Annotated in this window: 25 protein-coding genes and 1 pseudogene; 10 read left to right on the forward strand and 16 right to left on the reverse strand. The window is 64.1% G+C overall.

Annotated features, from left to right (window positions below; all coding sequences use genetic code 11):
- Positions 1–293 precede the first annotated feature (293 nt).
- From ACI3EV_RS00130 to ACI3EV_RS00145, 4 genes and pseudogenes are all read left to right on the forward strand, one after another.
- Positions 294–959: pseudogene (locus ACI3EV_RS00130) on the forward strand (methionine ABC transporter ATP-binding protein); the annotation flags it as partial.
- A 68-nt stretch (positions 960–1027) separates the two neighbouring features.
- Positions 1028–1669: a methionine ABC transporter permease gene (locus ACI3EV_RS00135; protein WP_329769824.1), complete on the forward strand. Its 642-nt coding sequence runs from the start codon at positions 1028–1030 to the stop codon at positions 1667–1669.
- A gap of 32 nt (positions 1670–1701) precedes the next feature.
- Positions 1702–2517: a MetQ/NlpA family ABC transporter substrate-binding protein gene (locus ACI3EV_RS00140; protein WP_329769754.1), complete on the forward strand. Its 816-nt coding sequence runs from the start codon at positions 1702–1704 to the stop codon at positions 2515–2517.
- A 42-nt stretch (positions 2518–2559) separates the two neighbouring features.
- Positions 2560–3378, forward strand: coding sequence for a MetQ/NlpA family ABC transporter substrate-binding protein (locus tag ACI3EV_RS00145; protein WP_337691779.1), 819 nt, complete (start codon positions 2560–2562; stop codon positions 3376–3378).
- 65 nt (positions 3379–3443) lie between these two features.
- Here ACI3EV_RS00145 and ACI3EV_RS00150 read toward each other — a convergent pair whose 3' ends face one another.
- The 6 genes from ACI3EV_RS00150 to ACI3EV_RS00175 form a co-directional block, all read right to left on the reverse strand.
- Positions 3444–4358, reverse strand: a complete 915-nt coding sequence (locus tag ACI3EV_RS00150) for a phosphoribosylaminoimidazolesuccinocarboxamide synthase (protein ID WP_329769756.1) — start codon at positions 4356–4358, stop codon at positions 3444–3446.
- Positions 4359–4438: 80 nt separating this feature from the next.
- Complete coding sequence (locus tag ACI3EV_RS00155) at positions 4439–4963, reverse strand: hypothetical protein (protein ID WP_329769757.1); 525 nt, start codon at positions 4961–4963, stop codon at positions 4439–4441.
- 245 nt (positions 4964–5208) lie between these two features.
- Positions 5209–6273, reverse strand: a complete 1065-nt coding sequence (fba, locus tag ACI3EV_RS00160) for a class II fructose-bisphosphate aldolase (RefSeq protein ID WP_337691775.1) — start codon at positions 6271–6273, stop codon at positions 5209–5211.
- 120 nt (positions 6274–6393) lie between these two features.
- On the reverse strand, positions 6394–7827 hold the full coding sequence (pyk, locus tag ACI3EV_RS00165; protein ID WP_337691773.1) for a pyruvate kinase: 1434 nt from the start codon (positions 7825–7827) through the stop codon (positions 6394–6396).
- Positions 7828–8001: 174 nt separating this feature from the next.
- Entirely contained in the window at positions 8002–9123 is a 1122-nt protein-coding gene (locus tag ACI3EV_RS00170) for a fatty acid desaturase (protein WP_337691771.1), read from the reverse strand.
- Positions 9124–9456: 333 nt separating this feature from the next.
- Positions 9457–10650, reverse strand: coding sequence for a phosphoglycerate kinase (locus ACI3EV_RS00175; RefSeq protein WP_337691770.1), 1194 nt, complete (start codon positions 10648–10650; stop codon positions 9457–9459).
- Between the two features lie 131 nt (positions 10651–10781).
- Here ACI3EV_RS00175 and ACI3EV_RS00180 point away from each other — a divergent pair, with 131 nt between their 5' ends.
- Entirely contained in the window at positions 10782–11237 is a 456-nt protein-coding gene (locus ACI3EV_RS00180; RefSeq protein ID WP_329769762.1) for a universal stress protein, read from the forward strand.
- Between the two features lie 3 nt (positions 11238–11240).
- Here ACI3EV_RS00180 and ACI3EV_RS00185 read toward each other — a convergent pair whose 3' ends face one another.
- The 5 genes from ACI3EV_RS00185 to def all read right to left on the reverse strand — a co-directional run bounded on the left by ACI3EV_RS00185 (position 11241) and on the right by def (position 15240).
- Entirely contained in the window at positions 11241–12446 is a 1206-nt protein-coding gene (locus ACI3EV_RS00185) for a branched-chain amino acid ABC transporter substrate-binding protein (RefSeq protein WP_405197998.1), read from the reverse strand.
- Between the two features lie 68 nt (positions 12447–12514).
- Positions 12515–12865, reverse strand: coding sequence for an AzlD domain-containing protein (locus tag ACI3EV_RS00190; RefSeq protein ID WP_329769764.1), 351 nt, complete (start codon positions 12863–12865; stop codon positions 12515–12517).
- On the reverse strand, positions 12862–13611 hold the full coding sequence (locus ACI3EV_RS00195; RefSeq protein WP_329769825.1) for an AzlC family ABC transporter permease: 750 nt from the start codon (positions 13609–13611) through the stop codon (positions 12862–12864). Before ACI3EV_RS00195 ends, ACI3EV_RS00190 begins: the two co-directional genes overlap by 4 nt.
- Positions 13612–13701: 90 nt before the next feature.
- A complete protein-coding gene (gene fmt / locus ACI3EV_RS00200; RefSeq protein WP_337691767.1) occupies positions 13702–14688 on the reverse strand; it encodes a methionyl-tRNA formyltransferase in 987 nt (328 codons plus the stop codon).
- Between the two features lie 18 nt (positions 14689–14706).
- Positions 14707–15240, reverse strand: coding sequence for a peptide deformylase (gene def, locus ACI3EV_RS00205; protein ID WP_329769766.1), 534 nt, complete (start codon positions 15238–15240; stop codon positions 14707–14709).
- A 178-nt stretch (positions 15241–15418) separates the two neighbouring features.
- Here def and dprA point away from each other — a divergent pair, with 178 nt between their 5' ends.
- Positions 15419–16567 carry a DNA-processing protein DprA gene (dprA, locus tag ACI3EV_RS00210; protein ID WP_337691765.1) on the forward strand — a complete coding sequence of 383 codons (1149 nt, stop codon included), beginning with the start codon at positions 15419–15421 and terminating at the stop codon, positions 16565–16567.
- A 5-nt stretch (positions 16568–16572) separates the two neighbouring features.
- On the opposite strand, the gene hprK is transcribed toward dprA, so the two are convergent.
- The 4 genes from hprK to ACI3EV_RS00230 all read right to left on the reverse strand — a co-directional run bounded on the left by hprK (position 16573) and on the right by ACI3EV_RS00230 (position 19237).
- Positions 16573–17532 (reverse strand): HPr(Ser) kinase/phosphatase, encoded by a 960-nt coding sequence (hprK, locus tag ACI3EV_RS00215; RefSeq protein WP_329769768.1) that lies wholly within the window; start codon positions 17530–17532, stop codon positions 16573–16575.
- Between the two features lie 77 nt (positions 17533–17609).
- A complete protein-coding gene (locus ACI3EV_RS00220) occupies positions 17610–18077 on the reverse strand; it encodes a PTS sugar transporter subunit IIA (protein ID WP_329769769.1) in 468 nt (155 codons plus the stop codon).
- Positions 18078–18244: 167 nt separating this feature from the next.
- Positions 18245–18595, reverse strand: a complete 351-nt coding sequence (gene hpf, locus ACI3EV_RS00225) for a ribosome hibernation-promoting factor, HPF/YfiA family (RefSeq protein WP_329769770.1) — start codon at positions 18593–18595, stop codon at positions 18245–18247.
- 192 nt (positions 18596–18787) lie between these two features.
- Positions 18788–19237, reverse strand: coding sequence for a DUF2214 family protein (locus ACI3EV_RS00230; protein WP_337691761.1), 450 nt, complete (start codon positions 19235–19237; stop codon positions 18788–18790).
- A 65-nt stretch (positions 19238–19302) separates the two neighbouring features.
- Between ACI3EV_RS00230 and aroC the strand changes: the two genes are divergently transcribed.
- The 4 genes from aroC (at position 19303) to ACI3EV_RS00250 (ending at position 23419) form a co-directional block, all read left to right on the forward strand.
- On the forward strand, positions 19303–20397 hold the full coding sequence (aroC, locus tag ACI3EV_RS00235) for a chorismate synthase (RefSeq protein WP_337691759.1): 1095 nt from the start codon (positions 19303–19305) through the stop codon (positions 20395–20397).
- Between the two features lie 11 nt (positions 20398–20408).
- Positions 20409–21266: a hypothetical protein gene (locus tag ACI3EV_RS00240; protein ID WP_337691757.1), complete on the forward strand. Its 858-nt coding sequence runs from the start codon at positions 20409–20411 to the stop codon at positions 21264–21266.
- 226 nt (positions 21267–21492) lie between these two features.
- A complete protein-coding gene (corA, locus tag ACI3EV_RS00245) occupies positions 21493–22479 on the forward strand; it encodes a magnesium/cobalt transporter CorA (RefSeq protein ID WP_329769774.1) in 987 nt (328 codons plus the stop codon).
- 196 nt (positions 22480–22675) lie between these two features.
- Positions 22676–23419, forward strand: coding sequence for a MerR family transcriptional regulator (locus ACI3EV_RS00250; RefSeq protein WP_337691755.1), 744 nt, complete (start codon positions 22676–22678; stop codon positions 23417–23419).
- Positions 23420–23447: 28 nt separating this feature from the next.
- Here the strand turns inward: ACI3EV_RS00250 and ACI3EV_RS00255 are convergent, their stop codons facing one another.
- Positions 23448–24137 (reverse strand): YjbE family putative metal transport protein, encoded by a 690-nt coding sequence (locus tag ACI3EV_RS00255; RefSeq protein WP_329769776.1) that lies wholly within the window; start codon positions 24135–24137, stop codon positions 23448–23450.
- Positions 24138–24144: the final 7 nt, after the last annotated feature.

Consider the following 24144-nt stretch of genomic DNA (forward strand, 5'->3'; position numbering starts at 1 on the left):
CCTGATGGATGTGGCCAGCAGGCGCAAAGTTCCGGCTTGCGGCTGCCAAGTGGTAACAGGACATGCCAGCGTCCGCGCAACGCACAGGGGAAATCCCTTATATTCCAAAGTCATATTCAAACAATATCTTTATATGATTTAAATGGCATATAAAGCCATGGATTTGCTAGAATCGTCCTCCTTGACAGGGAGGCCGCTACCCGCGGCACAGACAGATGATAGAACTCGACTCGGTTTTCAAGCGTTACCCCGCCCCACACGGGTCTGGCTGGTTTGACGCGGTACACCCCACCTCGCTGCACATCCGCGCGGGTGAAATCTTTGGCCTGATCGGCCATTCCGGCGCTGGCAAATCGACCCTGCTGCGCCTGCTCAACCTGCTGGAGCGGCCGGATGGCGGCTCGGTGCGCATCGGCGAGCAGACCCTGACCACGCTGGATGCGGCCGGCCTGCGCCAGGCGCGCCAGCACATGGGCATGGTGTTCCAACAATTCAACCTGATGGCCAACCGCACCGTCGCCGGCAACGTGGCCTTTCCGCTGCAGATTGCCGGCTGGAGCAAGGCCGATATCGACAAGCGCGTGGCCGAATGCCTGGAGGTAGTGGACCTGGCGCACCGCGCGCAGCACTACCCGGCGCAGCTGTCCGGCGGCCAGAAGCAGCGTGTCGGCATCGCACGGGCGCTGGCGCCCAACCCCAAGGTGATCCTGGCTGACGAACCGACTTCGGCGCTGGATCCGCAGACCACGCGCGCGGTACTGGACTGCCTGCAATCGATCAACCAGCGCTTTGGCGTGACCATCGTCATCGTCACGCACGAGATGCGCGTGGTGCGCCAGCTGTGCCACCGCGCCGCCGTGATGGACCAGGGCCGCGTGGTCGAGATCGCCGACGTACGCGATGGCGAGTTCCGCATGCAATCGCCGCAGGCACTGGCGCTGCTGGCAGAGGAGGCTTGATCATGGACGATTTCAGCAACAACGAAGAAACCTTCAGCTGGGCTGCCGCCTGGGAGCACCTGGCCGGCATGCAGGATGAAATCATCCAGGCTGCCATCGAAACCGCCATCATGCTCGGCATCGGCCTGACCGCCGCGGTGCTGATCGGCCTGCCGCTGGGCATCCTGCTCTACCTCACCGGCAAGGGCCAGATGTACGAAAACCGCGTGCTCGGCGGCGCGCTGAGCTGGCTGGTCAACCTGGTGCGTTCCTTCCCCTTCATCATCCTGATGGTGGTGCTGAGCGGCTTCACGCGCTGGGTTGCAGGCACCTCGATCGGCCCGCTGGCGGCCGCCGTGCCGCTGTCCTTTGCCGCGATTCCCTACTTTGCGCGCCTGGCCGAGACCTCCCTGCGCGAGATTCCGCGCGGCGTGCTCGAAGCCGCCCAGGCCATGGGCGCGAGCCCGCTGCAGATCATCGTCAAGGTGCTGCTGGTCGAGGCACGCTCCGGCCTGGTTGCCGGCTTCACCATCCTGACGATCAGCTTCCTGAGCTATTCCGCCGTGGCCGGCGTGGTTGGCGGTGGCGGTATCGGTGACCTGGCGATCCGTTACGGCTACCAGCGTTACGACACCGTGGTGCTGGTCGCCATGTCGCTGCTGCTGATCCTGATCGTGCAAGTGATCCAGGTGTCCGGCAACCTGATCGCGGCGCGCCTGGACAAGCGCTGATTCCCATCCCATTTTTTACAGGAAACCAACCCATGAACATCCGTACCCTGCTCAAGGCCTCGCTGGCCACCGCCCTGTTCGCCACCCTGGGTGGCCATGCCCTGGCCGCTGATCCGGCGAAAAAGGAAATCGTCATTGGCACCACCGTCGGCGACTTTGGTGACCAGGTCAAGGAAAGCATCCGCCCGATCCTGGAAAAGAAGGGCTACAAGGTCAAGCTGGTCGAATTTACCGATTACATCCGCCCTAACCTGGCACTGCAGGAAGGCTCGCTGGACGTCAACGTGTTCCAGCACCAGCCCTATCTGAACCAGTTCCGCGCCCAGCACAAGCTGACGCTGACCTCGGTATTCGTGGTGCCGACCGCGCCGATGAACCTGTACGCCGGCAAGAGCAAGCGCCTGGAAGACGTGAAGAACGGCAGCACCGTGAGCGTGCCGAACGACCCGACCAACCTGGCGCGCGCGCTGGTGGTGCTGCGTGACCTGGGCTGGATCACGCTCAAGCCCGGCATCAAGACCACCACCGCGTCCGAGCGCGACATTGCCAGCAACAAGTACAACATCGTGCTCAAGCCGCTGGAAGCCGCGCAGCTGCCGCGTTCGCGCGCCGATGTGGACTTTGCCATCGTCAACGGCAACTATGCCGTCAGCAGCGGCATGAACCTGAAGGACGGCCTGTTCCAGGAACGCAGCAAGGCCTACCTGAACGTGGGCGTGTTCCAGAACAAGAGCCTGAACACGCAGTGGGCACAGGACGTCATCGCCGCCTACCGTTCGCCCGAGTTCAAGGCCTACGCGCTGAAGCGCTTCCCCGGCTACAACTACCCGGCAGGCTGGGTCAAGTAAGTCCAACCCCATCCCGAAACACAAGAAACTGAAGGAGACACCATGACACTGCGAGATTTGCTCAAGGCCAGCGTGACCGCTACCCTGCTGGTCGCACTGGGCCAGCCGGCCCTGGCCGCTGATCCGGCGAAAAAGGAAATCGTCATCGGCACCACCGTGGGTGATTACGGCGACCAGGTGAAAGAAGGCATCCGCCCGATCCTGGAAAAGAATGGCTACAAGGTCAAGCTGGTCGAATTTACCGACTACGTCCGCCCGAACCTGGCGCTGCAGGAGGGCGCGCTGGATGTCAACGTGTTCCAGCACCACCCCTACCTGAGCAAGTTCCGCGCCCAGCACAAGTTGACGCTGACATCGGTATTCCACGTCCCGACTGCGCCCATGAACCTGTACGCAGGCAGGAGCAAGCAGCTGCAAGACGTCAAGTCTGGCAGCATCGTGAGCGTACCGAACGATCCGACCAACCTGGCGCGCGCCCTGGTGCTGCTGCGCGATCTGGGTTGGGTGACGCTCAAGCCTGGCATCAACCCCGTCACGGCTTCCGAGCGCGACATTGCCAGCAACAAGCACAACATCGTGTTCAAGCCACTGGAGGCAGCCCAGCTGCCACGCTCCCGCTCCGATGTCGACTTTGCCATTGTCAATGGCAACTACGCGGTCAGCAGCGGCATGAAGCTCAGTGACAGCCTGTTCCAGGAAAAGAGCAAGGCCTATGTCAATATCGGCGCGATCCGCAATGACAATCTGGACACGCAGTGGGCCAAGGACGTGATTGCCGCCTACCGCTCCCCCGAGTTCAAGGCCTACGCGCTGAAGCGCTTCCCTGGCTACAACTACCCCTCGGGCTGGAACAACAAGTAAGCTGTACCCCCACAACGCAACATGCCACCCTTGGGTGGCATGTCTGTTTCTGCGGCAAAGGACGCTTACTGCATCAGCTTCTGCAACGCCTCCCGGTACTTGGCGGTCGTACCGTCAATCACCTCCTGCGGCAGCTGCGGCGCCGGAGCCACCTTGCCCCATGGCTTGCCATCCACCGTGGCGGTGTCCAGCCAGTCGCGCAGGAACTGCTTGTCGTAGCTCGGCGGGTTCTGGCCAGCCTCGAACGCGGCCTGGTAGCCGTCCTGCGGCCAGTAGCGCGAGCTGTCGGGCGTCAGCACCTCGTCCATCAGCGTCAGCGTGCCGTCGGCATCCAGGCCAAACTCGAACTTGGTATCGGCAATGATGATGCCCTTGGTCAGGGCGTAATCGGCTGCGGCCTGGTACAGCGCGATGCTGATATCCCGCATCTGTGCCGCCAGCTCCTTGCCGATGGTGGCTTCGACCTGCTCGAAGCTGATGTTCTCGTCATGTTCGCCGACTTCTGCCTTGGCCGCCGGCGTAAAGATCGGCTCGGGCAGCTTGCTGGCATTCTGCAGGCCCTCGGGCAGCGGCACGCCGCAGACGCTGCGGCTCTGCTGGTATTCCTGCCAGCCACTGCCGGCCAGGTAGCCGCGCACCACCGCCTCGACCGGCAGCGGCTTCAGGCGCTTGACCAGCATGCTGCGGCCCTGCACCTGCGGCACTTCGGCGGCGCTGACCACGCTCTCGGGGGCATCGCCGGTCAGATGGTTGGGCACGATGCCCTTGAGCTTGTCAAACCAGAACAGCGCCATCTGCGTCAGCAGCGCACCCTTGCCCGGAATCGGCTCACCCATGATGACGTCGAACGCGCTGATGCGGTCGCTGGCCACCATCAGGATGCGGTCATCGCCCACGGCGTAGTTGTCGCGCACCTTGCCGCGCGCCAGCAGCGGCAGGGACTGGAGGGAAGAGGTATGCAGGGCGTCGGGTTGGCTCATGGTTCAGGCAGTAAAAAGGACATGCGCCCCAGCGGGGCGGATGTCCTATTATCCCTGATGCGCGCTCGGCTGGCGCAGCATCAGGCCTTGTCGGAACCGCCCAGTACCTGGCCTTCAACACGCTCCCAGGCGGCACGGCTGGCATCACTAGCCTGCTCCCAGCTCAGGCGCGATCCGGCCTTGAGCTGCTCCCAGTCGGTGCGCAAGGAGTTTTCAGCCTCGGCCCAGGTCTGGCCTTCATAGCGACGGCGTCCCTGGTAGCCCAGACGGTAGGCCGGCGCAAAGTCATCGTCGTAGTTGTAGTCGTTCACATAGTGTGGCTGCTGCTGGTAGTTGTCCTTCCAGTAGCTGTAGTCGGGGTCGGTGGCATCGACGGCGGCATAGGCACCCACGGCGCCGGCCACAGCACCAATCACGCCGCCTACCAGCGCCCCCACCGGGCCGCCCACGGCAGTACCGATGGCAACGCCGCCCGCCGCACCAGCCACGGCGCCGCCGCCTGCGGCCACGCCGGACACTTCTCGCTTGGCTTCCTCCGGGGTAATCGCCTCCTGGGCGATCGGACGCGGGTCCTGGGAAGGCTGGCCGATATCGCTATTGCTCATGATGTTCTCCTCGCTAGGTGGAATCGGAATCCACAACCGGCTGGTCATGGGGAAACTTGCTGATTCCAGTGTGCGTGCAGACGCATCCCCGGCCTGCCATCCGATGCCGACGATGCCTGTCAGCCAATTCCTATAGCGGGCGGGCAGCAAAAAGCCCGCGCCAGCTGCCATCTGTGCATCCACAGGGGCAGCCATACGCGGGCTGGAGCGATACCGGCAGTCTGGTCCTGCCGGTCAGCCGTCGATCAGTTGACCTTCTGCTTCAGGTCACCCTTGGCATACATCTCGGCCATCACGAACAGCGGGATGCCCTTGATCTTGGCGCCCTGGCCTTCGCAACCGAATTCCAGGTAGCGCTGCTTGCAGATCGCCTTGGCGGCTTCGCGCGCCGGCTTCATCCATTCGCGCATGTCGAACTTGGAGGGATTCTCGTGCATGAACTTGCGTACGGCCCCAGTCATCGCCATGCGGATATCGGTGTCGATGTTGATCTTGCGCACGCCGTACTTGATCGCTTCCTGGATTTCCTTGACCGGCACGCCGTAAGTCTGCTTCATGTCACCGCCGTACTGGTTGATGATGTCCAGCAGGTCTTGCGGCACGCTGGAAGAGCCGTGCATCACCAGGTGGGTGTTGGGAATGCGCGCGTTGATTTCCTTCACGCGGCTGATGGCCAGCACGTCGCCGGTGGGCGGGCGGGTGAACTTGTAGGCACCGTGGCTGGTACCGATGGCGATGGCCAGCGCGTCCAGCTGCGTGGCCTGCACGAACTGGGCGGCTTCTTCCGGGTCGGTCAGCATCTGGCTGTGCTCCAGCTTGCCAACGGCGCCCACGCCATCTTCCTCGCCGGCTTCACCGGTTTCCAGGCTGCCCAGGCAGCCCAGCTCGCCCTCGACGGTGGCGCCAATCTTGTGCGCCATTTCCACGACCTGCTTGGTCACGGAGACGTTGTAATCGAAATCGGCCGGCGTCTTGCCGTCGTCACGCAGGGAACCGTCCATCATCACCGAGCCAAAGCCCAGGTCCAGCGCGCCCTGGCAGATCGCCGGGCTGGTACCGTGGTCCTGGTGCATCACCAGCGGGATGTGCGGGTAGGCTTCGGCAGCAGCCTGGATCAGGTACTTGATGAAGTGCTCACCTGCGTACTTGCGCGCGCCGGCGCTGGCCTGCAGGATCACCGGGGCACCCACTTCGTCGGCAGCCGACATCACGGCCTGCACCTGCTCCAGGTTGTTGACGTTAAAGGCCGGAATGCCGTAGCCGTTTTCGGCAGCATGGTCCAGCAGTTCGCGCATCGATACGAGTGCCATGGGATGATTCCTTAGAAGTTGAAAACCGGAAGCAGGCTGGCGCAGGGCAAGCCTGCCCTGCACGCGGCAGGGAATCCGCCCATTTTACCCAAGCCCTGCTTGCAAGGCCAGCCAACAACCTTACTGCACGCGGCAGACCTGCAGCATGTTGGTGCCACCCGGCGTGCCCATCGGCTCGCCGCAGGTGAGCACATAGGTATCGCCCTGCTGCACCACGCTCTCGCGCAGCAGATGCGTCTCGACCTCGCGCAGCACGGTATCGCGTACCAGGTGCGTCTCCGTCAGCAGCGCATGCACGTTGCGGAACAGGGCCATGCGCCGCTGCGAGGCCTGGCGCGAGGTCATGGCATAGATCGGCGTGCGCACGCGGTAGCGGCTCATCCACAGTGCCGTGGAGCCGGATTCGGTCAGCGCCACCAGCGCCCTGGCGTTCATGTGGTGGGCAGTAAACAGCGCCGCCATGGCGATCGACTGGTCGATGCGGCTGAAGGTCTTGCCGGTGAAGTCGGCATCGAGCTCGAACTTGTCATGCGCCTCGGCGGCGATGCAGATATTGGCCATTTCGCGCACCGTTTCCAGTGGAAAGCGGCCGGCGGCGGTTTCGGCCGACAGCATCACGGCATCGGTACCGTCGAGTACGGCGTTGGCCACGTCGCTGACCTCGGCGCGCGTCGGCACCGGGTTCACGATCATGCTCTCCATCATCTGGGTGGCGGTGATCACCACCTTGTCGTGCTCGCGCGCGAGCCGGATCATGTGCTTTTGCAGCGCCGGCACCGCGGCGTTGCCGACCTCCACCGCCAGGTCGCCGCGCGCCACCATGATGGCATCGCTGGCCTGCAGGATTTCCGGCAGGCGCGGAATCGCCTCGGCGCGTTCGATCTTGGCAATCAGGAAGGGGCGGTGGCCGTACTCGGCACCAGCCATATGGCACAGGTGGCGCGCCATTTCCATGTCAGAAGCGCTCTTGGGAAAGCTCACCGCCACGTAATCGGCCTGGAAGCTCATGGCGGTGCGGATGTCCTCCATGTCCTTGGCCGTCAGCGCCGGTGCCGACAGGCCGCCGCCCTGCTTGTTGATGCCCTTGTTGTTGGACAGCTCGCCGCCCAGCAGCACCGTGGTGTGGACCGCCTCGCCCTGCACGCGATCCACGCGCAGCGTGATCAGGCCATCGTTCAGCAGCAGCGTGTCGCCGGGGCGCACATCGCGCGGCAGCTCCTTGTAGTCCAGGCCGACACCCTGCAGATCGCCCGGTTCGGTGCGGCTGGCATCGAGCACAAAGCTGGCACCCGGCTCCAGCACGATCCGGCCTTCGGCGAACTTGCCGACACGGATCTTCGGGCCTTGCAGGTCGGCCATGATGGCAATCTCGCGGCCGACACGCTGCGCCGCCTCGCGCACCAGGCGTGCGCGATCGATATGGTCCTGCGCCACACCGTGACTGAAGTTGAGCCGCACCACGCTGACGCCCTCGCGGATCATGGCTTCGAGCATCTCGGGCGTGCTGGAAGCAGGGCCGATGGTGGCAACAATCTTGGTGGCGTGGCGCAGCATGGAGGTCTCCGTGGCAGACAGCCGCCGCTGCGGCTGCTTCCGGGATTCTGGCACGACTGTGTGACGCCGGGGCTAGGGGCTGACGCTAGTGAAAGGTATCCCGGCAGCATCACACGCAACAAAAAACCCGCCGCAGGAACTGCAGGCGGGTTGTACATCAAGGCAGGCTGGCGATCAGGCCGGCACCACCGTCATGTCGGTACGCGGCACGCTGGTGGCGACGCCGTCAAAGTCGGTCCAGCACTGCTGCTGGAAGTCGTACAGCTTGCACTTGCCGGCGGTCTCGAAGTACCACTTCCAGGAAAAGGGCTGCACCACGATGCGGCCGGGCAGCAGCTCTTCCAGGCGGTGCTGGGCGTTCTTCAGCTGGTACAGCGGAATCGTCATGTCCACATGGTGTGCAGTGTGCTCCATGATGTGGTGCATGGCGGCGCCAATCTTGAACGGGAAAGTCAGGTGCACGGTGGTGGAAACGAACGGCGCTGCCTTGCCCCAGGCCGACTTGTCGTTCTGCCAGCTCACCTTCTCGTGCGTGTGGTGCACATAGACGACGAAGCCGATCATGTAGAACCAGAACATCAGCGGAGCAGCCATGCCGAACAGGAAGGCCTGCCACACCGGCTGTTCGAAGGCCAGCGCCAGCAGCGTGATCGCCACGGCCCAGACCAGCCAGAAGACCAGCACCAGGATGTTGTCCCAGATGAAGACGGAACGGCGCGTCGGCATGTACTTCTTGTTCGGGAAGAACTCGCGGTGCCACCAGATCTCGATCATGTAGTAGATGCCGGCACCCCAGCCGCTGCGGTAGATACGCTGCAGCAGGCGCTTGGTCGGCGACAGCGCGTCGTACTCTTCCTTGGTCAGCGGCTCCCAGACGAAGTCCACGCCCTTCAGGCAGGTGTAGCCGTGGTGGATCACGTTGTGGCCCACGTCCCACAGGCTGTAGGCGGTAAGCGAAGGCATGAAGGCGATGCGGCCCAGCCACTTGTTGAGCTGGCGGTTCGGCGTCAGACTCATGTGGCAGGCGTCGTGGCCAATGATGAACAGGCGGCCGATGACAAAGCCGGCAGCCAGACCGCACAGCAGCTGCAGCCACCAGGCTTCAAACAGCACGGCGCCGGCGATCAGCGCAAAGAACAGGGCAAAATCGATGACCAGCAGCACAAAGGCGTGCCAGTTGTCGCGTTGGGCAAAGGGAGCGGTCCAGGAACGGATGACCTTGCGATGGGGCATCGGCTGGTCGGGAGTGATCGGCTGCGCCGTATCCACGGTCGCTTGCTGGGAAGTCTCGGTCATATCTCTCACATCTCAGTGCGGGCGGCAGTCGGCAAGCGTCTGCACTGGAAGAAGGGCCTGCAGCCACGCACTGATGTGGCTGCTACCCTCACGGGCGCGCGCCCATGAACCTCTCATTGTATGAATGATGAGAATATGAGGCCAGTCTTGGCCTTACCGCAGTGCAGCACAAACCCCTTGTGATTCGTCCACAGGGGCTGCAGGCCCCGATTCTGCAGCTTTTCTGCAACAGTTAACGTCGCAATCGCACCACCGTGCTTTTTTAGCAAAAGCCAGAAAGCCCGGTTGACGGGCCTTGTGGCAGGCCCCAGGCGGAGCCTGCAAGCCGGATCCTTACGCCGCGGCGCGCTTGCCCAGGATCTCGAATGCCGGCAGCGTCTTGCCTTCCAGCACTTCCAGGAAAGCGCCACCACCGGTGGAGATATAGCTCACGTCCTTGTCAATGCCGTACTTGGCGATCGCCGCCAGCGTGTCGCCGCCACCGGCGATGCTGAAGGCATCGGAAGCGGCAATCGCGCGCGCGATGGTTTCGGTGCCGTGGGCAAACTGGTCGAACTCGAACACGCCGACCGGGCCGTTCCAGACGATGGTACCGGCGGCCTTGAGCTTGTCGGCCAGCAGCTGCGCCGTCTTGGGGCCGATGTCCAGGATCATGTCGTCTTCGGCGACGTCCTTGGCATCCTTGATTTCGGCAGCAGCATCGGCGGCAAAGGCCTTGGCAGTCACCACATCGACCGGGATCGGCACTTCGGCGCCACGCTCCTTCATCTTGGCGATCACCTTCTTCGCCTCGTCCACCAGGTCGCCCTCGGCCAGCGACTTGCCGATGTGCAGGCCTTCGGCCAGCATGAAGGTGTTGGCAATGCCGCCACCAACGATCAGGCCATCGACCTTGTCGGCCAGGCTTTGCAGGATGGTCAGCTTGGTGGAGACCTTGCTGCCGGCCACGATGGCGATCAGCGGGCGCTTGGGGTTGGCCAGGGCAGTGCCGATGGCGTCCATCTCGGCCGCCAGCAGCGGACCGGCACTGGCGATCGGCGCGTACTGCGCAATGCCGTAGGTCGTGCCTTCGGCGCGGTGCGCGGTGCCAAAGGCGTCGTGCACGAAGATGTCGCACAGCTGGCCCAGCTTTTCGGCCAGTTCCGGCTTGTTCTTCTTTTCGCCCACGTTCAGGCGGCAGTTTTCCAGCAGCACCAGCTCACCCGGCTGCACCTCGACGCCGTCCAGCCAGTTGCTGACCAGCGGCACGTCGCGGCCCAGCAGCTCGCCCAGGCGCGCCGCCACCGGCGACAGCGAGTCTTCCGGCTTGAATTCGCCCTCGGTCGGGCGGCCCAGGTGGGAAGTGACCATGACGGCGGCACCGGCTTCCAGCGCCATGCGGATGCAGGGCAGCGAGGCACGGATGCGGGTGTCTTCGGTGATGTTGCCTTCGCCGTCCTGCGGCACGTTCAGGTCGGCACGGATGAAGACGCGCTTGCCCTTGGCCTGGCCGTTGGCGCACAGATCGGAAAAACGGATGAATTGCATGGAGTGTCCCTGTAAGAATGATGAAAATCCTGTGACTGCGGCCATTATAGAAAAGCTGGCAGCTCCTGCTGCCGCTGCGTACGCGCCTGTACACTGGAAGCAGCACGACCACGAGAACAAGGAGTACCCGCATGAAGATCCTGATCGCCATCGACGGCAGCCAAGTGTCCCACCACGAGGTGCAGTACGCGCTGCAACTGGTGCGCAACGGCCTGCGCGCCAGCGTGGTGCTGGCCAACGTGCAGGAATCGCCCAGCACCTACGAACGCCTGACGGCGCAGGGCAACGAGGAAATGCTGGCCAACGTGGCCTATGGTGCCGGCACCGACGCGCTGGCCGACTCGGTACGCCTGATCGAACAGGCCGGTGTCAGCTACGTCACCGAAGTGATCAGCAGCGGCAATCCGGCGCAATCCATCATCGAGCTGGTGCACCTGCACGGCTGCGACCTGATCATCACCGGCACGCGCGCCCAGGGCATGTTGCGCAACATGCTGGGCGGATCGGTCTCGCGCGAGCTGATTGACGATGCCCCGGTGCCGGTGCTGGTGGTCAAGCTGCCCGATCCGATCCTGTCCGAACCCTGAGGCTTACTGCTCGACGCGCTTGCCGTCCTGGAAACGGTACAAGGTCACGGCCGGCTTCTGCAGCTCGCCACGCGGCGTGAAGCTGATCTCGCCGGTCAGGCCCTGGTACTGCAGCGCCGCCAGCTTCGGCAGATAGACCTTGGGATCAGTGGAATCGGCCTGCTTCATGGCCGCCACCAGCACCTGGGTGGCATCGTAGGAGTACGGGCTGTAGATCTGGAACTGGCCGCTGTAGGCCTTGTTGTAGCGCTGCAGCCAGTCCTGGCCGCCCTGCATGCGTTGCACCGAAATGCCGCCGGTGGCACAGATCACGTTCTGCACGGTAGCGACGTTGCCGGACAGCTCGGGCATGCGCTCGGTACACAGCGGATCGCCACCGAGCAGCTTGACCTGGCTCATGCCGAGCTGCTGCATCTGGCGCAGCATCGGGCCGCCTTGCGCATCCAGGCCGCCAAACATGATGGCATCCGGGTTGCGTGCCTTGATCGAGGTCAGGATCGGCATGAAGTCGGTCGCCCGGTCATTGGTGAATTCGCGCACCACGACTTCCATGCCGTTCTGCTTCGCGGCCTCCTCGAAGGTATCGGCCAGGCCCTGGCCAAACGCCGTGCGGTCATCGACGATGGCCACCGTCTTCACGCCCTGCTGGGCGGCGCTGGCCGCTACCGCTTCGGCCAGCTGGTTGTCGTTGGCAATCACGCGGAAGGTGGTGTTGTAGCCGGCCTTGGTCACGTCCGGGTTGGTCGCTGCCGGCGTCACGTGCGGGATGCCGCACTTGTTGTAGACGTCCGCAGCCGGAATCGTGGTGCCGGATTGCAGGTGGCCGACCACGCCGGCCACCTTGGCGTCACACATCTTCTGCGCCACGGTGGTGGCCTGGCGCGGGTCGCCGGCATCGTCCTCGGCCACCAGCTTGAAGTGCACCGGCTTGCCGCCAATCACCGGCTGGCTGGCGTTGATGTCGTCAATCGCCATGCGCACGCCGTTTTCCACGTCCTTGCCGACGTGGGCAATGCCACCGGACAGCGGGCTGACGGTGCCGATCAGCACCTCGACCGCATCGGCGGCTGCGGAGGCGGTGGCCGAAGCGGCAGCGGAAGCCGCACCGGCTGCCGGAGCTGCCTCCTGCTTCGAGCAGGCCGCCAGTGACAGCATCGCGCCAAGCGCGCACAGGGACAGGGCAAAAGGGATGCGGGAGGAAGAGGTCATGGGCAGTCTCGCAGGCTAGTCCGCGGGGCAAGGCGCCCCAAAAGGACTAGTTTACGCCAGCACGTGTGCTACCAGCCCAGCCCCAGATGCAGCGGCAGGTACACCGCCATGCCGACCAGGATCGTGCCCATGACGCTGCGCCGGCGGAAGTACCAGAGCGCACCAGCCAGTGCGCCATACAGGCGGGCATCGTTCCAGCTGGCCAGTTCGCCTTGCGTGACGGCAATTTCCGGGATCACCAGGGCCGCCAGTGCCGCCACCGGCGCGTACTTGAGGCTGCGCTGGAACCAGGTCGGCATCGGCAGATTGCGCCGCGAGATGAAGAAGAAGCTGCGCGAGACAATCGTCACCAGCGTCAGGCCGATGATGATGAGGATGGTGAGCCAGTCGGTCTGGCCCGGTACGCTGATAATGCTCATGGGCGCCCCTGGCGGCGCTGGCGCGCTTCCTGCTCTTCCACATGGCGGCGCAGCACGGTGTATTCCAGCAGCAGGCAGATGCCAACCGAGAGCAGGATCGCCACCACCAGGTTCAGCTTGAGTGGCAGCGCATAGGCCATTACCGCCACGCCACCGGCCAGGATCGCCGTGAGAATGCGCATGCGGCTGTCCAGCATCGCGCACATCACGCCCAGCACCGCCAGCGTGCCGGCAAAACCCAGCCCCCAGGATGTCGGCAAGGTACTGGCCAGCAGCACGCCAGTCAGGCAGGCGACACACCAGTTGACGTAGTTGGCCGCCGTATTGCCAACATACCAGGCGACCTGCTCGCCTCGCAGCTGCGGATCGTGCGTGGCCGGATGCGGATGGCGCTGGGTGAACAGCACGTAGTTGACGTCACCCGACAGGTAGCCAAACATCATGCGCTCCCGGAACGGCAGGTGCATCACGTAGTTGCGCAAGTGCGCGCTGAACACGACAAAACGCAGGTTGACGCAGAACGCCGCCACCAGGATCACCCAGACCGGCGCACCGGCCACGATCAGCGGCAGCGCCGCCAGCTGGGCAGTACCGGCAAACACCAGCACTGTCATCAGCATGGCCTCGAACAGGCTGAGGCCGGAATTGCTCATGGCGACACCCGTCATCAGGCCCCAGGAGGCAATGCCGAGCGCGATCTGGTAGTAGTTGCGCCAGCCCTCGCGGAAGGCCGGCTGGCGGATCATCGCCGGCGACAGGACAGGCGGCTCCAGCGCGCGGTCGCGCGGCGCCAGCCCGGAGGTGGAAACGGCAGTGCTCATGGAAGTACAGGGAGTTCAGTCGGCCTGCTGGCCCAGCACGGTTCCTGCCGGCAGGGCAAAGCCGCGCAGCCAGTCGGCCACCGGCAGGCGCTTGCCGCCAGCGCGCTGCAGCATGGTCAGCCGCAGCACGCGGCCATCGCCACAGGCGACATCGATGCCATCGGCACCACTGGCCAGCACCTGGCCCGGCGTGGCCTGGCTGTCCTGCTCCAGCAGCTGTGCCGCATGCACCTTGACCAGCTCGTGCTGGCCTTCGGCATTCGGTGCCGTGGTGTGCGCAATCGGAAACGGCGTGAAGGCGCGCACGCGGCGCGCAATCTGGTCCGCCGAGTCTTGCCAGTTAATGCGGGCTTCGGCCTTCTCGATCTTGTGTGCGTAAGTGATGCCGTCTGCGGGCTGCGGCGTGGCCGGTGGCAGGCCACCGCAGGCAGCCAGCTCCAGCGCCTCCACGATCAGGCGGCCGCCCAGATCGGCCAGCTGGTCGTGCAGACTGGCGGTGGTAGCGGCAGCCGTGATCGGCAGGCGCTCGGTCAGCAGCATGTCGCCGGTATCCAGGCCGATGTCCATCTGCATGATGGTGACGCCGGTCTCGGCATCGCCGGATTCGATGGCGCGATGGATGGGCGCAGCACCGCGCCAGCGCGGCAGCAGGCTGGCATGGATGTTCAGGCAGCCGAGGCGCGGCAGGTCCAGCACCCATTGCGGCAGGATCAGGCCGTAGGCCGCCACCACCATCACGTCGGGCTGCACCTGCAGCAAGGCCTCGCGTGCCTGCGCCGCCTCATCGGCATACTTGCCATCGAGCTTCAGACCGTGCGGCTGCTGCACCGGAATGCCATGCGCCAGCGCCGTCTGCTTGACCGGCGAGGCCTGCAGCTTCATGCCGCGCCCGGCCGGACGATCCGGCTGCGTCAGCACCAGCGGCACTTCGAAACCGGCCTGCAGCAGGCGCTGCAGCGCCACCTGGGCAAACTCCGGCGTACCGGCAAACACCACTTTCATGGAAGATCCTGCCCGTGCTTATGCCGACTGGCGGGATTTCTGCTCGCGCTCGGCTTCACGCTGCGCCTTGACCAGCTTGGTCTTGATGCGGCCACGCTTGAGCGGCGACAGGTATTCGACAAACACCTTGCCGGCCAGGTGATCCATTTCGTGCTGCAGGCAGACCGCCAGCAGGCCATCGGCCTCGATCACGCGGCTGTTGCCCTGCTCGTCCAGTGCGCGCACATGCACTTGCGCGGCACGCTCCACGCCATCGTAGATGCCGGGCACCGACAGGCAGCCCTCGTCACCGCGTACGCGCTCTTCGCTGGCCCAGACGATTTCCGGGTTGATCACCACCAGGCGCTGGTCGCGCGATTCGGACACGTCGATCACCACCACGCGCTCATGCACATCGACCTGGGTAGCCGCCAGGCCGATGCCATTGGCTTCGTACATGGTCTCGAACATGTCATCCAGCAGCGTGCGGATGCGCTCGTCCACCTGCGCCACGGGCTTGGCCACGGTGTGCAGCTTGGGATCGGGATAGACAAGAATGGGAAGCAGGGCCATGGAATCACTCGAAAGACAGCAGGCCACCTGCAGTGGCCGAATACCGGTATTTTCCCGTGTTTTGCCATTTCCTGCAGCAGGCCGCACGCTTGGCCACGCTGTTGTCAGGCACATGGCGGCAAAATCCGCCGGAATCGCACGATAATCAATACTTTGTATTTAAATTGGATGATTCCGCATGAGCGATGAGGAACTGGTCGCCTGGCTGCAGCTGCTGCAGGCACACGGCATTGGCCCGGACACGGCACGCCGGCTGCTGGCCAGCTTCGGCCTGCCGCAGCAGGTCGTGGCGCAATCGCGCCATGCACTGGAACAGGTCATCAGCAGCCGCCAGGCCGAGGCGCTGCTGCATCCGTCCGAAGACACGCTGGCGCTGATCGAGCGCACCCGCCAATGGCTGCAAGCGCAGGCCGATGGCATTGCGCGCTGGCTGATCCCGCTCGGCAGCCCGGACTACCCGCCACAGCTGCTGCAGACGGCTGATCCGCCGGTGCTGCTCTATGCCATGGGCCAGCGCGACCGCCTGGCACCCAGCCGCTGCATCGCCATGGCCGGCAGCCGCAACCCGACCAGCCAGGGCGCCGACAATGCCCGCATGTTTGCACGCAGCTTTGCGCGCCACGGCTGGACCGTGGTGTCGGGGCTGGCGCTCGGCATCGATGCCGCCGCGCACGAAGGCGCGCTCGACGGTTTTGATGCGCTACAGGAAGCCGGTGCCGCCACCATTGCCGTGGTCGGCACCGGACTGGATCGGGTCTACCCGGCGCAGCATCGCGAACTGGCGCACCGTATCTGCCAGTCCGGCGTGCTGCTGAGCGAGTTTGCGCTCGGCGCGCCACCGCAGGCGCACCATTTTCCGCGCCGCAACCGTATCCTCTCCGGGCTGTGCCACGGCGTGCTGATCGTGGAAGCTGCACCGCAATCGGGTTCGCTGATCACGGCACGGCTGGCCAGCGAACAGGGGCGCGAGGTGTTTGCGATTCCCGGATCGATCCACTCGCCGCAGTCGCGCGGCTGCCATGCACTGATCCGGCAAGGCGCCAAGCTGGTGGAATCCGCGGAAGACGTGCTGGAAGAGCTGCGTCCGCTGCTGCCCGGACCGACGCATGCCACCGGCTGGGCGGCCAGCTCGGTCTCGGTCACGCCGGCCGACCAGCCCCACCCGGTGCTGGATGCACTCGGCCACGATCCGGTCAGCCTGGATGCGCTGCTGGCGCGCACCGGCATGGACACGGCGACACTGCAGGCCGAACTGCTGGCCCTGGAACTGGACGGCCTGGTGGCGCGCCTGCCCGGCGGGCTATTCCAGCGCCGCGCTGCCGGCTAGCCGCGTCAGTCTTCGGAAAAGCCCTTGGCCATGGCGGCACGCTGGCGCGCGGCAAATTCCTCGTAGACGTTGATGCCGCGCAGCTGCAGGATCATGTTGCGCACCGCGGCCTCGACCAGCACCGCGATGTTGCGGCCCACCACCACCTGCACCACCACCTTGGGGATCGGCACGCCGAGCACGTTCTGCATCAGCGGCTCGGTCGGCAGGCGCTCGTAGTCGCGCTCCAGCGTCTCCTTGCGCACCAGGTGCACGATCATGCGCAGGCGCATGCGGCGGCGCACGGCAATCTCGCCGAAGATGGCACGGATATCCAGCAGGCCGATGCCGCGCACCTCCATCAGATTCTGCAGCAGCTCGGGACAGCGGCCTTCGATCGTGGTCTGGTTGATACGGTACAGGTCCACCGCGTCATCAGCCACCAGGCCGTTGCCGCGCGAGATCAGCTCCAGGCCGAGTTCGCTCTTTCCCAGTCCGGATTCGCCGGTGATCAGCACGCCCAACCCCAGGATGTCCATGAACACGCCATGCATGGTCTCGCGGCTGGCGAAGTGCTTGGACAGGTAGGTACGCAGCAGGTCGATCACGTAGGCGGCGCGCTCGTCGGTGGAGAACATCGGAATCTGCGCGCGCTCGCACAGCTGCAGCAGCGGTTCCGGCGCCGCTTGCGCATCGGCCAGGATCACCACCGGCGGTTCCAGCGTCAGGATGCGCGCCGTGCGACGCAGCTGGTCTTCCGGCGAGCATTGCGTCAGGTAGGCGACTTCGCGCTGGCCCAGGATCTGCACGCGGTAGGGATGGATGTAGTTGAGGTAGCCGACCAGATCGGCGCCGGAACTGGCTTCGCGCACGGCCACTTCGGCAAAACGGCGCTCGGAAGCACCCAGACCAGCGAGCCACTGCCATTGCAGCGTGGTGCGGAAGGATTCAAACAGGACGTCGGCGCTGATCGCGGTGTGTTTCATGGATGCGGCTCCTGCCATGAAGGAATGACAATGCCTTCATGGTAGCCGCAAGCGCGCGAAAAAATAAGCGCCGCTAATTACAAGGGCTGGACCGATTGCCAGTCGGCCACCAGCTGGTGCAGCTGGGCGGCATCGTGGGTGGTCATGAGTTTTTCGCGCAGATCGGCGTTGCTCAGCATTTCGGCGATTTCGGAGAGGATTTCCAGATGCTTCTGCGTGGCGGCTTCGGGCACCAGCAGGAAGATCAGCAGGCCGACCGGCGTATCGTCCGGCGCGTCAAAGCCGATCGGATGCGCCAGCTGGAACAAGGCGGCCATCGGTGCCTTGAGACCCTTGATACGGCCATGGGGGATGGCAACGCCATGACCCAGACTGGTGGAACCCAGTCGTTCGCGGGCGAACAGGCTGTCGGTAATGACAGCGCGGCTCAATCCGTGCAGGTCTTCGAACAACAGGCCTACTTCCTCGAAAGCACGCTTCTTGCTGGTGACATCCACATTAACAACGACCTGGGTGGCCGGCAGAATGGAGGCGAGTCTGTTCATTGGCTCATACTTTGCAACATCATGCGCACGGCGCAGGCACCCACTAAGTGTTAACCCTGCACTGGCTCTATGAACCGATTCTATATGACAAACATCAGATGTGACATATTTACATGATGTTGCGCCGCAGCATTACTGGAGTATTGCTGCGGCGCTGTCGGGCAACCTTATTGCTGCGCCTGCTCCATCACGGTACGCTTTTGCGCCTCGGTGAGCTGGTGCGTCTGCAACTTGTCCTTGTGACGGACGATCTGGCGATCCAGCTTGTCCATCAGGTCATCAATGGCGGCATACATATCGTGCTGGCTGCTTTCGGCATGGATGTCATTGCCCTTGACGCGGATGCTGCACTCGGCGTGCTGGCGGCGATCCTTGTCCTTGTCGTTTTCGATGGACAGGGTGACCTTGGTGTCTACCAGCTGATCAAAGTGGCGCGTGATGCGCTGCAGCTTGGTGGTGACGTATTCGCGCATGGCAGGGGTGACTTCAAGATGACGTCCAGTGATGGTCAGGTTCATGACTCCTCCTTCGTGGCCCGGTGGGCGATGCTGCCGGAAGCCTGGCTTCCGGCTGTGGGGCGGGTCTGCCGTCGCAGATGACCGCGCTTACGCGAACATGTCCGTACCCCTACTATGCGTGCGTGACAGGAAAAATACAAGAGCGAACGAACGTTCCGTTTCCACATCAAGGGCAAACCCGCAGCAGCGGGTTCAGCCCCAGAAGCCGCGCGCCATCAGGGCGGCCAGCAGCGGCAGCACCAGCATCAGGTGCGCCGTGACCATGATGCGGCGGCGCGTGCTGTTGATCTCGCCGACGGCCGGCAGGCTGCCATCGGCCAGAAGCTGGCGGCGCCAGCGCAGAAAGGTCAGCGTGGGGCGGATCGACAGCAGCAGCATCAGCACGAACAGCGTCATCTTCAGATGGAACACCGGATTCGACAGGTAGAAATCCAGCCCCTTGGCGCCCCAGAACAGCCGTGCCAGGCCGGACAGCAGCGTCAGCAGCGCCAGCGAGCCATAGATCAGGTCCAGCCGCGCCAGCCGATGCACCACTTTCGCGTTCATCCACTCCTGGCGGCAGAGCGCAGCCTCGGAGCTGAGGAACACCGTCATCGACAGGATCATCAGGATGTGCAGGTAGGAAAGCGAGGCTTCAAGCATGGGAAATTCCGGTTGTCTGTGGCAGGTGGCGTCACAGTAGCAGCTTATCCACGATAATCGGCCCCATGAGCGGCAATACCCTTGGAACCCTGTTTGCAGTCACCAACTTTGGTGAATCCCACGGCCCGGCCATTGGCTGCGTGATCGACGGCTGCCCGCCCGGCATGGCGCTGTCGGTCGACGACATCCAGCCCGAGCTGGACCGGCGTCGCCCCGGCACCAGCCGGCACGTCACCCAGCGCAACGAAGCCGATCAGGTCGAGATCCTGTCCGGCATCTATGAAGGCAAGACCACCGGCACCCCGATCTGTCTGCTGATCCGCAACACCGACCAGCGCAGCAAGGACTACGGCGACATCCTGCAGACTTTCCGCCCGGGTCATGCCGATTACGGCTACTGGCACAAGTTCGGCATCCGCGATCCGCGCGGCGGCGGCCGCTCCTCGGCACGCCTGACAGCGCCCACGGTGGCCGCCGGTGCAGTGGCACGCAAGTGGCTGTTCGAGCAGTACGGCACCACTTTCCGCGGCTGCATGACGCAGATCGGCGAGATCGCGATCCCGTTCGAGAGCTGGGAGCATGTGCCGAATAACCCCTTCTTCGCGCCCTGCGCCGATGTCAGTGCACTGGAAAGCTATATGGACAGCCTGCGCAAGGCCGGCGACAGCTGCGGTGCGCGCCTGCGCGTGAGCGCCAGCGGCGTACCGGTAGGCTTGGGCGAACCGATCTACGACCGTCTCGATGCCGATATCGCCCACGCCATGATGGGCCTGAACGCCGTCAAGGGGGTGGAGATTGGCGACGGCTTTGCCAGCGTGGCCCAGCGCGGCAGCTACCACGGCGACTCGCCGACCCCGAACGGCTTTGCCAGCAACCATGCCGGCGGCATCTTGGGCGGCATCAGCAGCGGCCAGGACATCGAGGTCAGCATCGCCATCAAGCCGACCAGCTCCATCATGACGCCGCGTGATTCGATCAACCTGCAGGGCGAGCCGGTGGTGGTGCAGACCAAGGGCCGGCACGATCCCTGCGTCGGCATCCGCGCCACGCCGATTGCCGAAGCCTTGCTGGCGCTGGTGCTGATGGAGCACGCGCTGCGCCAGCGCGCCCAGTGCGCCGATGTGCGGGTGGACACGCCCGACGTCGCGCGACTCGGCTGAGGACTTCAGCCATGCTGCCCTGGTGGTCGCGGGCCAGGCCGCCGGCTGCCGCATCTGACGATGCCGTCGAGCACGCCCTGTTGCAGGCGCTGGAGCAGGCCGGCTTTCCGGCAGATGAGCTGCAGGCGGTACGCCAGACCCCGGAGATGTGGCAGCAGCTGCTGCAATTCCAGGCGCGCGGCGGCCAGCTCGCACATGTGGCGGCCGATTTTTCTGCCGCCAACGGCCACCCGGAGCGCATTCTGTTCTACGTGCCCGGGGACCCGGCGCAGCGCATCCATTCGCGCTATTCGACCCTCGCGCACGAGCTCGGCCACGCCCTGTTCCACCTGGAGCAATGGCAGCCGATCAGTCAGTTTGCCAGTGCCGAAGCCTATGCCCGCTCGCGCGAACTCGGTGAAGCGCACGCCTGGCTGAACCAGTACGAGCTCTGCCTGGTCAAGCAAGGTGGCCGCTCCGAGTTGTATTTTCCCTTGCGCATCGAGAACCCGGACGACTTTGGTGTGCAGGTGCGCGATGTGTTCATGGAAATTGCCCGCATGAAGCTGGCCGGTGAGCGGCGCGAGGCGATCCTGGACCATCTGGCGCAACTCAATGCCAATATGTTCCCGTCCGGCATGGGTGCCGGCAACCGCAAGACCTACGGCCAGTGCAATCGCTGGGACTACGCCCTGCAGCAGGGTGAGCAGGGCCTGCCACAGGCGTTTGCGCGGCTGGCCGGCCGCGCGGCCAGTACCGACGAACAGAAGCTGCTGACCAAGTTCAGCCTGCAGCCCGAGGAGCTGCTGCAGCGCCTGGCCGATGCCGGCAACGGCGATCCCTTGCAGGCCTGGATGCTGCACGATGCCAACACGGACCCACGCGCATGAAGCACGGGGCCGTATCTGCTTGCCCCCGTTATGCTGCAGTGCGATAATCCGGGATTATCTTGTCATGGAGCCCCTGGCGTCCCCGCATATATGGAACCTAGCCCTAGTTGCTGGCTTCCGCGCCTGACGGTCCGGTAAACGGCTGTCAAGCGCCGGAAGCGCTTGATCTGTCCCTTTCCCCGCCCCTGGCATGCCACTGCCGCATGCCACACCGGATGACCCCGTCATGCTGAATATTTTCACGCTGGCCAATGGCCGCCTGTTCCAGGAAGAAATCGAATCCCTGGAAGAACTCACCCGTTTCAAGCCGATCTGGGTGGATCTTGAAGACCCGACCCCCGAAGAAAAGCGCTGGATCAAGCAGCACTACGGCCTGTCGATTCCCGACGACGCGATGGACGAGGACATCGAGGAATCGGCGCGCTTCTACGAGGAAGACAACGGCGAGCTGCATATCCGCTCCGACTTTCTGGTGGCCGACTACGACGATCCCGGCACGGTGCGCGTGGCCTTCATTCTGAACCAGAGCAACCCGGAGCTGCGCAGCCACAACATCCTGTTCTCGATCCACGACGAGACGGTGCCGGTATTCCGCCTGATCCGGCTGCGCGCGCGCCGCATGACCGGCCTGATCACCGACGCCAAGGAGCTGCTGCTCAAGCTGTTCGATGCCGACGTCGAGTACAGCGCCGACACGCTGGAAGAAACCCACATGGAGCTGGAAAAGGCCAGCGACCAGGTGCTGAAAGGCGACGTGACCGACGATGTGGCCAGCGAGGTGCTGAACATCATCGCGCGCCAGGAGGACATGAACGGCCGCATCCGCCGCAACGCGACTGACACGCGCCGCGCCATCAGCTTCATCATGCGCACGCGCATGCTGGATGCCGAACAGTTCGAGGAAGCGCGCCAGATCATGCGTGACATCGACTCGCTGGACAGCCACTCGACCTTTTTGTTTGACAAGATCAACTTCCTGATGGATGCCACCGTCGGTTTCATCAACATCAACCAGAACAAGATCATCAAGCTGTTCTCGGTGGCCAGCGTCGCCATGCTGCCGCCGACACTGGTGGCCAGCATGTACGGCATGAACTTTCGTTTTATGCCGGAGCTGGACTGGAAGTTGGGCTACCTGTGGGCGATTGCGCTGATGGTATTGAGCGCCGTGGTTCCGATGCTGTATTTCCGCAAGCGGGGCTGGCTGAAGTAAGAGAAAGATAGGCAAGGCCAAATGATGATACATTGCCCATGGTACTGATATCCTTCATGACATCCGGCGTGTATAATCCGGTGTCTGTGACGTCTGCCATGCATGACAGATGCATCACATCAATCACTATGGATCGCGACAAGACATGAGCAGTAAGACAGGCGCCTCCACATCTCCGGACTCCGGAGCCCATACCATGACGATCGAGGAGCTGGCAGCCTATGTCGGGATGTCAGTCCGCAACATCCGTGCCTACAACAGTGCCGGCATGCTGCCACCGATCACCCTGCGCGGCCGCCTGGGCCTGTATGGTTCTGAACACACGGCCCGGCTGGAAGTGATCCGCAGCCTGCGTGAACAAGGCTTTGGCCTGGATCGCATCAAGCAGATCCTGCAGCAGGATGCACGCATGCCCGCCCATGCCGACTCCTGGATCGCAGCCCAGTCCCACATCCTGAACGTGATCGGCACATCGGAAAGTGCGACAGAAACCGTGGCTCCGGAAATCATCGAGCAGGACTGGGACCAGCAGCTGACCCCCGAAGTGGCGCAGAAGCTGCAACAGTCCGGCATCCTGCGCATACACGCTGATGGCAGTGTCGAACACCTGGCACCCGAGCTGCGTCCGCTCGGCAACCGTCTGGCCAGCATGGGAGTCACCATTGATCAGGGTGCGACCATCCAGAATGAGCTGGTGCATGAGCTGCGTCGTCTGGTACGCACCTATCTGCGCCTGGCCATGCAGGTCACCACGCAGAACCATGGCGAACACACGATCCTGCCCGGCCACATGGACGAGTGGCTACGTGGTACGCCCGAACTGCTGCTGCAGGCGATCAAGGCGCTGCTGCCCACACTGCTGCGCCAGGAAGCGGAAAGCATGGCCAAGCTGATGCAGCGCGGCCTGGAGCCCCAGGACAAGCCACACGCCCCGCGCTGATACACCTCCTGAACTGATCCCTTGCGGATCAGTTCTTGTTGGTGACTACCGTTTTCGGCTTGCGACGCCAGCCGGTCAACAGCACCAGCAGCGTCAGGCCCAGCACCAGCCCCCAGTACCAGAGCGGACTGGCGGCAAAAATGTCGCGCAGTATCCAGGGTTCGTTCGCGATCATCTGGCCTGCCGTGATCGCCATGACCGCAGCCCCGAGCGTGCGCAGCAGTGGCAGCTCGGCCAGCAGGCGCGGAATATGGCGGCTGCCAAACACGATCATCGGCACGGTCAGCAGCAGGCCGATCACCACCAGATCCACCGTGTTGCGTGCCGCCCCGGCCACCGCCAGCACGTTGTCCATGCCCATCAGCGCATCGGCAACGACGACGCTGCGCATGGTGCCCCAGATGCCCTGGGCCGGCGTTTCCGGCAGCATCAGCGCGCGATGGCGTCGCGCCTGGGTGCGCCAGGCAATGCCCAGCAGCACGATGCCGCCTGCGAGCAACAGGCCCGGTGTCTGCAGCAGCCAGAGCAGGCCGACCGTCATCAGCACGCGCATCAGCAGCGCCAGCACGGTACCTGCCGCCAGCGCACCGCCATAGGCACGGCGCGGCAGCTGGCGCGCCGCTTCGGCGATGACCACGGCGCGCTCGCCGGTCAATACCAGATCGATCAGGACAATGGCCAGCAGCGACAGCCACCAGCCGGCAGACAAGGCTTCCATGGGCAGG

Origin of the sequence: Allobrachymonas wangyanguii, assembly GCF_045055315.1 — a bacterium.
GTDB lineage: Bacteria > Pseudomonadota > Gammaproteobacteria > Burkholderiales > Burkholderiaceae_C > Brachymonas > Brachymonas wangyanguii.